Origin of the sequence: Saccharopolyspora pogona (assembly GCF_014697215.1) — a bacterium.
Taxonomy (GTDB): Bacteria; Actinomycetota; Actinomycetes; order Mycobacteriales; family Pseudonocardiaceae; genus Saccharopolyspora; species Saccharopolyspora hattusasensis.
Map to the genome: position 1 here is coordinate 5529254 of NZ_CP031142.1, position 12282 is coordinate 5541535.

Sequence of the window (12282 nt, forward strand, 5' to 3'; positions counted from 1 at the left end):
GAGAGCCCTCCATGGTTCCTGCCGCCGACGAAATGATCGACACCGGGGGTCGAAGCCCAGTGTCCTCGCCGCCCGCCCGCGCCGCGTGCGGATCGGCGAAATCCCGGCGGCCTCGGCGACGTAGGAGCTCAGCAAGCACGGAACGGCGATTTCGCGCGAAACCGGCGCTCCCAGCGCGTGCTCGGGTGGCGATTTCGCGCGAAATCGCCACCCGAGCACACCTCAGTTGGCGTTGTTGTCGCGGGCCTTGGCGCGGGAACGCTCGCGGGCGCGGGTCGTGCCGTCCAGGACCAATTTGCGCACCCGGATCGCTGCCGGGCCGACCTCGACGCACTCGTCACCGGAGCAGAACTCCAGCGCCTCCTCCAGCACGAGCGTCCGCGGCTTGGCCAGCCGCTCCAGCTCGTCCGCGGTGGAGGACCGCATGTTGGTCAGCTTCTTCTCCTTGGTGATGTTGACGTCGAGGTCCTCGGCGCGCGGGTTCTCCCCGACCACCATGCCCTCGTAGACCTCGTTGCCCGGCTCCACGAAGAAGCTGCCGCGGTCGGCCAACTGCAGCAGCGCGTAGGTGGTCGCCGAGCCGGCCCGGTCGGCCACTAGCGAACCGGTGTGCCGGGTGCGCAGCTCGCCCACCCACGGGAAGTAACCCTCGAAGACGTGGTTGGCAATGCCGGTGCCACGGGTCTCGGTGAGGAACTCGGTGCGGAAGCCGATCAGTCCGCGGGCGGGCACCACGTACTCCAGCTTGATGCGGCCGGTGCCGTGCCCGTCCATGGTCTCCATCCGGCCCTTGCGCCCGGCCAGCAGCTGGGTGACCGCGCCGAGGTGCTCCTCGGGGGCGTCGATGGTCAGCCGCTCGAACGGCTCGCACAGCTGGCCGTCGATGGTCCGGGTGACCACCTGCGGCTTGCCGACGGTGAGCTCGAAGCCCTCCCGGCGCATGGTCTCCACCAGGATGGCCAGCGCCAGCTCGCCGCGGCCCTGCACCTCCCAGGCGTCAGGCCGCTCGGTGGGCAGCACCTTCATGCTGACGTTGCCGATCAGCTCGGCGTCCAACCGGTTCTTCACCAGCCGCGCGGTGACCTTGGTGCCGCCGTTGCGGCCGGTCAGCGGAGAGGTGTTAACGCCGATGGTCATCGAGATCGCCGGGTCGTCGACGGTGATCCGGGGCAGCGGCTCGGGGGCGTCGGGGTCGGCGAGGGTGTCGCCGATGGTGATTTCCGGGATACCAGCGATGGCCACCAGGTCGCCCGCGGACGCCTCGTTGCACGGCACCCGGTCGAGGTTCTCGGTGATCAGCAGCTCGGTGAGCCGGACCTTCTCGACGGTGCCGTCGGCGCGGCACCAGCCCACCGTCTGGCCCTTGCGCAACGTGCCGGAGTGGATCCGGCACAGCGCGATGCGGCCGAGGAAGGAGGACGCGTCGAGGTTCGTCACCAGCGCGCGCAGCGGCGCCTCGGTGTCCGCGGTCGGTGCGGGCACGTGCTTGAGCAGCACGTCGAACAGCGCGGTGAGGTCCTCCTCGGCGGGCAGCTCGCCGTCCACCGGCTGGGCCAGCGAGGCCCGACCGGCGCGGGCGGAGGCGTAGACGACCGGCAGGTCCAGGATCGCCTCCATGTCGAGGTCGACCTCGCCGTCAAGCTCGCTGGCCAGCTCCAGCAGCAGGTCGTGGGTCTCCTCGACGACCTCGGCGCAGCGGGCGTCCGGGCGGTCGACCTTGTTCACCACGAGGATCACCGGCAGTCCGGCGGCCAGCGTCTTGCGCAGCACGAACCGGGTCTGCGGCAGCGGGCCTTCGCTGGCGTCCACCAGCAGCAGCACCCCGTCCACCATCGCCAGGGCGCGCTCGACCTCGCCGCCGAAGTCGGCGTGGCCGGGGGTGTCCACCACGTTGATGGTCACGGGGCCGGCGTCGGTCTCCCGCTGGACCGCGGTGTTCTTGGCGAGGATCGTGATGCCCTTCTCCCGCTCCAGGTCGTTGGAGTCCATCACGCGGTCGACGAGCTCCGCGCGTTCGGAGAAGGCCCCGGACTGCCGCAACATGGCATCCACCAGGGTGGTCTTGCCGTGGTCGACGTGGGCAACGATGGCGACGTTGCGCAGATCACTGCGAATGAGGGCGGCGACGCTGGTGGCGGACACGCGGGTACTCCTGGATCGGCGCGGGTGGGCGGCGGGGTTGGTCGACTTCGTCCGGGTGCGGGATGATCCGCAAGGCACCGAGCCGCGGCTCCACTGCGCCGCTGCTGCGGAGCTCATGGGCGTCACCCCCGCCGAGCGGAGGCGCACGCACGTCGACGCGCGGCTGTCCCCAGGGTAGTGCAACCTGATGCGGGACCGGCCGTCGCGTGCCCAGCGCAACACCCGACGCCCGGCTCCCAACATCAAGTTCGCCAACCGAGGTTAGGTTCGCCTAGCCTGTGCCCAACCCCGTCTCGGCATCGGAAGAACAAACCGTGGGCAAAGGCACCATCAAGGTCAAGAAGAAATGTTGTCGATCTCGACCACCCTGCAAGAGCTGCCCGATCGTGGTCCTGCGCGACTTGCTGCGCGAGGCCAAGGCGGAAGAGGTCAAGAAAGCGCAAAAGAAGGTCAAAAAAGAGGCAAAGAAAAAGAGCGTGAAATGATCTGACCGCGGCACCGGCCGTGGTTCGCGGATAGCTCTGGAACTACTTGCGGGCGGCCGGGGACAGCGGGTCGGCGTACTTCGCCAGCTCGGGGATCGTCCGCAACGCGGTGAACTCGATGACCTCGTAGCGTGCGAGTTTGTGCAGCGCGAACGGGTCGGTCGCGAGGATCGCGTCGAGCCGGCCGCGGGACATCGCCCGGGCGATGATCACCCCGCCGCTGCGCGGATGGCGGTGGCCGGCGGCGATGAAGTCGCCGGCGTCGTAATGCTGGGTAACCCATTCGTAGTGATCTACCAGTTGACCGTCGATATCCGATTCTGGCGCGGTGTATTGCAACAGCACTACAAACATTCTTTCACCGTAGCCCTTCTCCTTGACCGCTGCCGATCACCAAGCGGTAACATTGCGGCGTGCGCGCAATGTCGAACATGTGGTGGGCCGTCCGAGGGCGGCCCAGCGACGTCGTGCACTGACACGCAGATCATCGGCCGCTCCGCCGGGCGGCCGAGCGACGTGAGGTCGATCCTGGCGGGCAGCGGCCCAAGCACCGGGAGAGACCAATGACCCGCCTGTCCGGCATCACCCCGTCCGGCCACGTCCAGCTGGGCAACTACCTCGGCGCCGTGCGGCGGTGGGCCGCCGAGCGCGAACCCGCGGACCTGTTCTTCGTCTCCGACCTGCACGCCATGACCATGCCGCACCGTCCGCAGCGGCTGCGCTCGCTGACCCGGGAGCAGTTCGCGGTGCTGCTCGCGGCGGGCATCGACCCCGATTCGCTGTTCGTGCAGTCGGATCTGGTCGGCGAGCTGGGGACGCTGAACTGGATCCTGGAATGCACCTGCTCCTACGGCGAGGCCGCCCGGATGGTCCAGTTCAAGGAGCGGGGCGCCGGGCAGGAGTCGGTCCGGGTCGGCCTGCTGACGTATCCGGTGCTGATGGCCGCCGACATCCTGCTGCAGGGCGCCACCCAGGTGCCGGTCGGCAGCGACCAGGACCAGCACGTGGAGCTGGCCCGCACGCTGGCCCGCCGGTTCAACGCCAACTACGGCGACGTCTTCGCCGTCCCTGAGGCCGTGGTGCCCAAGACCGCGGCGCGGATCCGGGATCTCGCCGACCCGACGCGCAAGATGGAGAAGTCCAACCAGCAGAGCCCCGGCGTGGTCTTCGTGCTCGACGAGCCGGACGCCATCCGGCGCAAGTTCCGCCGCGCGGTCACCGATGGCCTCGACGAGGTGCGGTACGACCCGGACGGTCGGCCGGGCGTGGCGAACCTCCTGGAGATCCTCGCCGCCTGCAACGACACGAGCCCTTACGCCGCAACGGAATCTGCGAGCACCTACGCGGAGCTCAAGGAGGCGGTGGCCGAGGCGGTGATCGAGGAGCTGCGACCGGTGCGCGAACGCGCCCGGGAGCTGCTGGACGCTCCGATGGAGCTGGACCGCATCCGGGCGCACGGGGCGAAGCGAGCGAGCGAGCGAGCGCAGCCCCGCCTGCAAGCCGCCCTGCGCGTCACCGGCCTGCGCTGATCCGCTCCAGCGGAGGGGCGCCCGTGGCCCGGTTACCGGGCCACGGGCGCCCCTCCGCCCTGCACCACCTGCGCATTCGTTCACTAGTTCGAGTGGATCACCTGGCGAACACCTGATCAGTATCGGCAGCCTGGGCTCATGGGTACCGTGAAGGAAGGCAACACCGCGTTCTTGGTCGAGAGGAGTGCCGCCGTGGCTGCACCATCGTTCGAGCCACACGCCCCGTTCGATCCGCTCGTTGACCTGGACGGCCTGTGGACGCCCGAGCTTGCCGAAAGGTACCTACCGATCCCGGGGATGCCCCCGGTCAAGTACGAGTGCCTGGACGGGAAGCTGATCATGAGCCCGCGCGAAGGAACAGCCAATATGTTCGCCGTGTGGACGCTGGGGAAATACCTGGAACCGACAGCGTCCAAGAGCGGGTACCGCTTCTACCTGACAGTCAACGTACTGCTCGATGTGAAGAAGTGGATCGAACCGGACTTCGTCGTGCTGAAGCAATCCGGCCAGGGGCGCATCTGGATTCCCCCCGAGGATGTACTGCTCGCCGGCGAATGCGTATCGCCGTCCAGCAAGCAGAACGACCGCGTGAACGAACCCGCGGGGTGCGCCAAAGTCGGCATCCCCTACTTCATGCGCGTTGAAGTGGATTACTCAGACGGCCGCGTGGACGTCGAACTGCTGCGGCTGCAGGACGGTAAGTATCGACCACAGGCCAGGGGCTCCGAAGTCGAGATCTTCGAAACAGAGCTGCCGTTCCCGCTGTCATTCGACCCAGCCGAGCTGCTGGAGCCTTAGCTGGGCCTCGGCCAGCAGGTCGCGGAGGGAGTGGACCAGGACCCGATCGGCGTCGAGCCAGTCGAGTTCGGCCAGTTCGTCCGCCGACACCCAGCGGACTTCATTGTGCTCCACCGCTTTCGGTGTGGCCGTGGGGTCCGCGAGTTCGGCCGCGTGGATGCGCAGGAGCATTCCGTTGCTGAGCGGTACGTCGGTGCCGACGCGGCCGGTCGGGCGGACCTCGACGGCGAGTTCCTCCTGGCATTCCCGGACGACGGCGGCGGGTTCGTCCTCGCCCGGCTCGACCCGGCCGCCGGGCAGTTCCCAGCGGCCCGCGTCCGGCGCCGGGTAGCGGCGTTGCTGCGCCAGCAATTGTCCTTTGTGGACGATTGCGGTGCCGACGACGATCGGCCGGGACGCCCAGGATTCGGCGAGCTCGCGCACGGCGGCGATGCGCGCGGCGAGCACGTCCAGCACGAACCGGCGGACGACGGTGATGTCGGCGAGCCGGCCCAGCGGGCCGAACGGCGTCGTCCAGTGCAACGAGTCGGTGAGCAGCGTCCGGGGTCCGGCCTCGGCGAGCACCGACTCGTGGCGCAACTCCGGCAGCGGGCCGGAGATCAGCACGGAACTCATCGCGTCGGCATCGGCGCGCACGATCCGAGTGGTCAGATCCGCAGGGAGGCGGGCGATTCTGGTGTGGAAGACGATCTCGTCACCGGGGACGAGCAGCGCGGCCGGACGGGTCGCGGCACGGCCGTTGACGCCGAGGGCGGCGAGTCCGACCTCGGCGGTGCGGGTGTGCCGCAGCGCGGCCCCCACCGTGGCCGGGGGTGCCTCGATCAGTCCGGTGCTCCGCAAAACCGACACGTGCAGACATTTTGCCCCACCCGACCGGGTCACCCGCCACCGCCTGCTCGGAGGCCACGCTGCTCGGGCGCGCCACGCGCTCGACCGCGCCTCGCCGCCAGGCGAGCGGCAGCCGTTCCCGCAACCGGCACCGCCACAGGACGCGGGCACTCAGCTGCCTGCCGCGTGCCGGTGCCAGCGCGCCTCGACGCGGGCGCCGCCGTCCGGCGATGTCGAGGCCCGGACCGCGCCTCCTCGACGGCGCACCGCCTCGGCCGCGAGGGCGAGCCCGAGCCCTGCACCGCCGGTGCTGCGCGCCCGGTCCGGTTCCACCCGGTGGAACCGGTCGAAGACCCGCTCGCGGTGCGCCATCGGAATCCCGGGCCCGTCGTCGTCGACCACCAACCGCACCCAATACGCTCCGGAGGAGCCCATGCCATCAGCGAAAACGGAGACCCGCACCAGCGTCCGGGTGTAGCGCAACGCGTTGCCGACGAGGTTGTCGAGCACCGTCGACACCTCCGCCGGGTCGGCTAGCACCAGCACCGGCCTGGCCGGGACCTCCACCTCGATCCGCGGGCCTGTCCCGGGCGCGCCCGGCGGTTCGAGCCGATCGGCGGCGGCCCGCACCGCCGTCACGAGGTCGACCGGCTGCCCTGGGGCGACCGTGTCGCGCTCGGCCCGCGCCAACGCGAGCAGGCTCTCCACCAGGGCCGACAGGCGCTGCGCTTCGTGCGCGATGTCCTGCAGGGTCTCGTGGGCGAGCTCCGGGTCCGGATGCATCACGGCGACCTCGGCCTGGGCGCGGATGGACGCGACGGGGTTGCGCAGTTCGTGCGCGGCATCGCCGGTGAACCGCCGTAACCGCTCGGTGTCAGCGTCGCGCCGGGCGAGCATGGTGTTGAGCTCTTCGGCGAGCGCGCGGATCTCGTCGGCGGCCTCGGGCACCGGCAGCCGCTGACCTTCTGGGAGCCCGGCGGCGGCCACCCGCATCCGTTCCACCGGTCGCAGCGAACGGCGCACCACCAGCCAGGTGGCCAGCCCGACCAGCGCGGCGGCGAGGATCGACCCGAAGCTGAGCAAGCGGCCGGTCTTGCCTGCGGTGTCGGTGAACCCGACCAGCCTTGCGCCGGTGGCGACGAGCAGCGGTCGGCCGGTCGGGTCGGGCACGACGACGCCGCGCCACCGGTGCATTTCGGCGGGCGGCTCGAAGTCGATCACGCCGTCGCCGGAGCGCAGCTCGCCGATCTGCCAGTGGTGCAGGCTCGTCTCGGGCAGCCCGTCCAGCGGCGCGCCAGAGGTGTCCAGCACCCGGATCTCGGGCGTGGCCACGGCGGAGGGCGCGGTCCCGCCGGCGAGGCGGCTCGCGGTCATGGTGGCGGTGCGCTGCAGGTCGGCGTCGACCGAGTCGATCAGCAGCCAGCTGACGACCCCGGTGCTCACGTGCGCGATCACGCCGAGTCCGATCAGCGCGACGGCGGCGGCCACGACGCTGGTCCGGAACTGGATGGTGCGTCGGTGCCACCACCGGCGCAGGCTCGCGATCATGCCGTTTCGACGCAGACCCGGTAGCCCTGGCCGCGCACGGTCTGCACCAGTTCCCCGGCGCCGGCCGCGGCGAGCTTGCGGCGCAGGTAACCGACGTAGACCTCGACGACGTTGCGGGTGACGAACTGCTCCTCGCCCCACACCATGCGCAGCAGGTCGTCCTTGGGCACCACCGCCTCCGGGTAGCTGGCCAGCGCGACCAGCAGCCCGTACTCGCGCGGCGAGAGCGCGATCACCTCGCCAGCCCAGCGCACCTCGCGGGTGGCCCGGTCGATCTCCAGCTCGCCGACCCGCAGGCTCGCCTGCCGCCCGGCGGTGTCTCGGCGCCGCAGCAACGCGCGCACCTGCGCGACCAGCACCAGGAAGGAGAAGGGTTTGACCAGGTAACCGTCCGCGCCGAGATCCAACCCGTCGGCCTGATCGACCTCGCCGTTCTTCGCCGAGATCAACAACACCGGGGTGTTCACGTCGCCGGCGCGCATCCGCTCCAGCACCCGGTAGCCGGACAGGCCGGGCAGCATGACGTCCAGCACGACGACGTCGAAGGCACCGGTCAAGGCCAGGCGCAGGGCATCGGTGCCGTCGGCCGCGACGGTCACGTCCATGCCCTCGGCGGACAACCCGCGGCGCAGCGCAGCGCGAACTCCCGGCTCGTCGTCCACCACCAACACCCGCGGAACCATGGCCCAAGCATGCCGATTCGGCAACCCCGGCGGCAGGGAAATCTCAGCATGATCTCAGCTCCGAGCCCCATTCTCAGGCTGATCTCAGCCTTGGCAACCGCTCCGGGTTCGCACGCGCCGCGGTACCGGTAGGGCACACGACCAGCGGCTGCGCCGCTTCGACGCCGGACATCGAGGCCGGTGCCCGGCATCGACCTGGTCTAAATACGCGGAAAATCCGTTCCCTGCGGTCACCGTCCGAAGTGGATCAGCGCCATGCGGTGACACCTGCGATCCGGCCCGCTGTGATGTCCCTCGCCATCGGATCGGGCGGTTAACGCCGGACGAACCACCTACGACAAACGTCGTTCCCGGTGTCGCCGAAGCGCGTCCCGGAGCCCGCCGACACCGGCGAAACCCATGGCCAAGCACGGTTCGAAGAGACGATCAAGCGTTGCGAAAGTAGCAAGAGAAGACAACGGTTGAGCCGTCGCTCCAAGGCGGGGCTTGACATATCGACCCTGCACATGGCGGCTTGACAGCCTCCATCGCGTCCGCGAAAGTCGATGCGATCGATTGACTGATCAATCAGTCGCAGGTCGAAAACGCAACGCCAGCGGGGTGCTGTCGAGACGTTCCGGCGCCGCTTGAAAGACCACGTCACCGGCGCTCGTCCGAAGCGACGGGTGCGGCACCCCGCAAGACACAGGAGGTTCCGCCGGATGCCGAGCAGAGGGCAGCCGAACGCCGGCCCCAGTCGTCGCGACTTCCTCCGGTACGTCGCGGTGGGCGCCGGCGCGGTGGGCGCGGGTGCCGTGATCAGCGGATGCGCGGGCGGCGCGGTGCGCAAGGCGCCGATCCCGTCCGGGCCACCGCAGTACGGCGGTCGGCTGCGGGTCGGCATCGTCGGCGGGTCCAGCAAGGACACCCTGGACGCCCACGCCGCCGTGACCCACCCGGACCAGGCCCGCATCTTCCAGCTCTACGACACGCTGCTCAGGTTCAACTCCGACTACCAGATCGAACCGTCCCTGGCCGAGTCGGTGGAATCCGATCCGCAGGCGCTGACCTGGACCATCCGGCTGCGCGAGGGCATCGAGTTCCACAACGGCAAGACCCTCGCCGCCGAGGACGTGATCCACACCCTGCGCCGGATCGCCGACCCCGCAGACCCGAAGAACGGCGCCGTCGGCCTGAGCTCGCTGGACCTCAACGCCATGCAGGCGCTGGATGCGCGGACCGTCCGGCTGACGCTGAACCGCCCGGACGTCACGCTCCCCGACCAGTTCGCCGAGTACGCCAACGGGATCGTCCCGGTCGGCTACGACCCGAACCGGCCGGTCGGCTGCGGCCCGTTCGCCTTCGACTCCTTCGAGCCCGGCCAGCAGAGCCTGTTCACCAAGAATCACAACTACTGGCGCAATGGCGAGCCGTACGTCGACGAGGTCGTGATCATCGACTTCCCGGACGACACGGCCCGGATCAACGCGCTGCTCGGCGGCCAGGTCGACGCCATCGACCAGGTTCCGCTGGGCCTGCTGCGGGTGCTAGACGCCGACCCCAACCTGCGGCTGCTGGAGTCGCAGACCGGTTCGTGGGTGCCGTTCACCATGCGGGTGGACCGGCCGCCGTTCGACGACGTCCGGGTGCGGCAGGCGTTCCGGCTCGTCGTGGACCGGGAGCAGATGATCAAGCAGGTGCTCGGCGGGCATGGCACCGTCGGCAACGACATCTACTCGCCCGCGGATCCGGTGTACAACTCCGGGTTGCCACAGCGCGGGCGCGACGTGGCCAAGGCCCGCCAGCTACTGCGCGAGGCGGGCAAGGAGAACCTGACCGTGGAGCTGGTGACCTCACCGGTGGCGGCCGGGGTGGTGGAGGCCGCGCAGGTGTTCGCCCAGCAGGCCGTCGACGCCGGGATCACCGTCAACATCCGGCGGGTCGACTCGGGCGAGTTCTTCGGCGACATGTACCTGTCCTGGGACTTCGCGCAGGACTACTGGTTCACCCGGAACTTCCTGGCACAGGCGGGCTCCGGCAGCCTGCCGGATGCCCCGTACAACGAAACGCACTGGAACCACCCGGAATTCAACGACCTGGTGTACCAGGCGCGGGCCACCACCGATCTGGCGCGCCGCAAGGAACTCGTCGCGCGCGCCCAGCAGATCGAGTGGGAGAGCGGCGGCTACATCATCTGGGGGTTCCCGAACCAGCTGGACGCGCACAGTGTTCGAGTCGTCGGGCTGGAGCGGGACAAGAGCGGGGTTCCGCTGAACTCCTACGGTTTCCGCCACGCGTGGCTGGCGAAGTGAGGGCGGTGCACCAATGACTCGACTGCTGGTCAAGCGAATCCTGCTTGGCGTGGTCATCCTGTGGGCCGTGTCGGTGGTGGTCTTCCTCGCCACCCAAGCGCTGCCCGGGGACGCCGCCCGAGCCATCCTGGGCCGCGAAGCCACCCCCGAGCGGCTGGCCGCGCTGCGCGCTCAGCTGCACCTCGACGAGCCGATGTGGGTGCAGTACTTCTCCTGGCTGGGCAACATCTTCCGGCTCGACCTCGGCACGTCCTACGCCAACGGCATGCCGGTGACGCAGCTGCTGAGTTCGCGGCTGAACAACTCGGTGGTGCTGATGCTCTGCGCCACGGTGATCAGCGTGCCGCTGTCCATCCTGGTCGGCACCTACAGCGCGTTGCGCCGCGACAAGGCCTTCGACCACACCACCTCGGTGATCAGCCTCGTGCTGGCCTCCTTGCCGGAGTTCGTGGTCGGCATCGTGCTGGTGCTGATCTTCTCCACCGGGGCGCTCAGCCTGCTTCCCGCGGTGTACGTCATGACCGGCTCGGGCTCGGCCTGGAGCGATCCGACGCAACTGGTGCTGCCGACAGTGACGATGGTGTTCGCGGTCTCGCCGTACATCGTGCGCATCATGCGCGCCACCATGATCGAGGTCCTGGAGAGCGAGTACGTGCAGCAAGCCCGGTTGAAGGGCCTGCCGGAGCGCACCGTGATCCTGCGGCACGCACTGCCGAACTCGATCGGCCCGGTGGCGCAGGTGATCGCGCTGCAGCTGGCGTGGCTGGCCGGGGGCGTGGTCATCGTCGAGTTCCTGTTCCGCTTCCCCGGCATCGGGTTCGCGCTGGTGGACGCGGTGAACAACCGCGACCTGCCGGTGGTGCAGACGCTGACCCTGGCGATCGCCGCCGTGTACATCGTCGTGAACCTGCTGGCCGACGTGGTGAGTCTGGCCGCCAACCCGAAGGTGAGGTCCGCCGCGCGATGACGACGACTGCGCAGACCGAGCAAACCGAGAAGACCGGCCCGACCCCCGGATCTGCTGTGCCGCGTGTGGCCGGCGTGTGGCGGGCGGCGCTGCGCCTGCCGCGCACCAAGATCGGCCTGGCCTTGTCGATCATGGTGGTGCTGACGGCGATCGTCGGGCCGCTGCTGGCGCCGCACGGCGCCACGGAGTTCGTCGACACGCCGTTCTCCGACCCGACCGCGAACTCCTGGTTCGGCACCGACAACCTGGGCCGCGACGTGCTCACCCGGTTCCTCCACGGTGGACAGACGTTGCTGGTGCTGGCGGTGCTGGCCACGCTGCTCGGCGTTGGCCTGGGCGCGCTGCTGGGCATGTACGCCGGGTACAGGCGCGGCTGGTTGGACGAGGTGCTGATGCGCTTCGGCGACATCGCGCTGGCATTCCCGCAGGTGGTGTTGGCGCTGCTGTTCGTCAGCGTCGTCGGACCGGAGCTGTGGTTGCTGGTGCTGGTCGTCGGCGGCAGCCACCTGCCGCGGGTGATGCGGGTGGTGCGGGCCGCGACGCTGTCGGTCGCCGAACGCGACTTCGTCAAGTCGGCCGAGGCCATCGGGCTGTCCCGGGTGCGCATCCTGCTCGGCGAGATCCTGCCGAACGTGACCGGCACCGCGCTGGTCGAGCTCGGGTTGCGGCTGAACTACTCGATCGGGCTGGTCGCCGGGCTGAGCTTCCTCGGCCTGGGCTTGCAGCCGCCGACCGCGGACTGGGGCCTGATGATCAACGAGAACCGGATCGCGCTGACGGTGCAGCCGTGGGCGGTGGCGCTCCCGGTGATCGCGATCGCGGTGCTGACGATCGGCACCAACCTGGTGGCGGACGGCCTCGCCCGCTCGGTCGCAGGAGTCGACCGAGGCATCGAAAGGGCGCACTGATGCCCCCGACGTCTCGTGATCCGCAATTTCAATGGAAATCGAATCTCCGATTTCCATTGAAATTGCGGGAGATCCCGGTCCACGACCTGCCGATGACCCGATG

General features: G+C 69.5%; 12 protein-coding genes. 7 read left to right on the forward strand and 5 right to left on the reverse strand.

What is annotated here, in order from left to right; all coding sequences use genetic code 11:
• Positions 1–222 precede the first annotated feature (222 nt).
• Positions 223–2142: a translational GTPase TypA gene (gene typA, locus DL519_RS25560; protein WP_223839543.1), complete on the reverse strand. Its 1920-nt coding sequence runs from the start codon at positions 2140–2142 to the stop codon at positions 223–225.
• On the opposite strand from typA, the gene DL519_RS47195 reads away from it, so the two are divergent.
• Together DL519_RS47195 and DL519_RS25565 are read left to right on the forward strand one after the other, a co-directional pair.
• Positions 2132–2320 (forward strand): hypothetical protein, encoded by a 189-nt coding sequence (locus DL519_RS47195; protein WP_223839544.1) that lies wholly within the window; start codon positions 2132–2134, stop codon positions 2318–2320. The genes typA and DL519_RS47195 overlap by 11 nt on opposite strands.
• A 100-nt stretch (positions 2321–2420) precedes the next feature.
• Positions 2421–2627 carry a hypothetical protein gene (locus tag DL519_RS25565; protein WP_190824636.1) on the forward strand — a complete coding sequence of 69 codons (207 nt, stop codon included), beginning with the start codon at positions 2421–2423 and terminating at the stop codon, positions 2625–2627.
• Positions 2628–2669: 42 nt separating this feature from the next.
• On the opposite strand, the gene DL519_RS25570 is transcribed toward DL519_RS25565, so the two are convergent.
• Positions 2670–2981, reverse strand: a complete 312-nt coding sequence (locus tag DL519_RS25570; RefSeq protein WP_029535177.1) for a YciI family protein — start codon at positions 2979–2981, stop codon at positions 2670–2672.
• A gap of 209 nt (positions 2982–3190) precedes the next feature.
• Here DL519_RS25570 and trpS point away from each other — a divergent pair, with 209 nt between their 5' ends.
• Entirely contained in the window at positions 3191–4156 is a 966-nt protein-coding gene (trpS, locus tag DL519_RS25575; RefSeq protein WP_190818531.1) for a tryptophan--tRNA ligase, read from the forward strand.
• A gap of 138 nt (positions 4157–4294) precedes the next feature.
• The gene (locus DL519_RS25580; RefSeq protein ID WP_223839545.1) at positions 4295–4954 is read left to right on the forward strand and encodes a Uma2 family endonuclease; all 660 of its coding nucleotides are present in this window, start codon (positions 4295–4297) and stop codon (positions 4952–4954) included.
• Here the strand turns inward: DL519_RS25580 and DL519_RS25585 are convergent.
• The 3 genes from DL519_RS25585 to DL519_RS25595 all read right to left on the reverse strand — a co-directional run bounded on the left by DL519_RS25585 (position 4922) and on the right by DL519_RS25595 (position 8013).
• The gene (locus tag DL519_RS25585; RefSeq protein WP_223839546.1) at positions 4922–5803 is read right to left on the reverse strand and encodes an NUDIX domain-containing protein; all 882 of its coding nucleotides are present in this window, start codon (positions 5801–5803) and stop codon (positions 4922–4924) included. The genes DL519_RS25580 and DL519_RS25585 overlap by 33 nt on opposite strands.
• A gap of 150 nt (positions 5804–5953) precedes the next feature.
• The gene (locus DL519_RS25590; RefSeq protein ID WP_190818532.1) at positions 5954–7330 is read right to left on the reverse strand and encodes a sensor histidine kinase; all 1377 of its coding nucleotides are present in this window, start codon (positions 7328–7330) and stop codon (positions 5954–5956) included.
• Complete coding sequence (locus DL519_RS25595) at positions 7327–8013, reverse strand: response regulator transcription factor (RefSeq protein ID WP_190818533.1); 687 nt, start codon at positions 8011–8013, stop codon at positions 7327–7329. Before DL519_RS25595 ends, DL519_RS25590 begins: the two co-directional genes overlap by 4 nt.
• 701 nt (positions 8014–8714) lie before the next feature.
• On the opposite strand from DL519_RS25595, the gene DL519_RS25600 reads away from it, so the two are divergent.
• Genes DL519_RS25600 through DL519_RS25610 form a run of 3 tightly spaced genes read left to right on the forward strand, consistent with a single transcriptional unit; the run spans position 8715 to position 12179 of the window.
• A complete protein-coding gene (locus DL519_RS25600) occupies positions 8715–10304 on the forward strand; it encodes an ABC transporter substrate-binding protein (RefSeq protein ID WP_190818534.1) in 1590 nt (529 codons plus the stop codon).
• Positions 10305–10317: 13 nt separating this feature from the next.
• Positions 10318–11271, forward strand: coding sequence for an ABC transporter permease (locus DL519_RS25605; RefSeq protein WP_190818535.1), 954 nt, complete (start codon positions 10318–10320; stop codon positions 11269–11271).
• Entirely contained in the window at positions 11268–12179 is a 912-nt protein-coding gene (locus DL519_RS25610) for an ABC transporter permease (RefSeq protein WP_190818537.1), read from the forward strand. Before DL519_RS25605 ends, DL519_RS25610 begins: the two co-directional genes overlap by 4 nt.
• Positions 12180–12282: the final 103 nt, after the last annotated feature.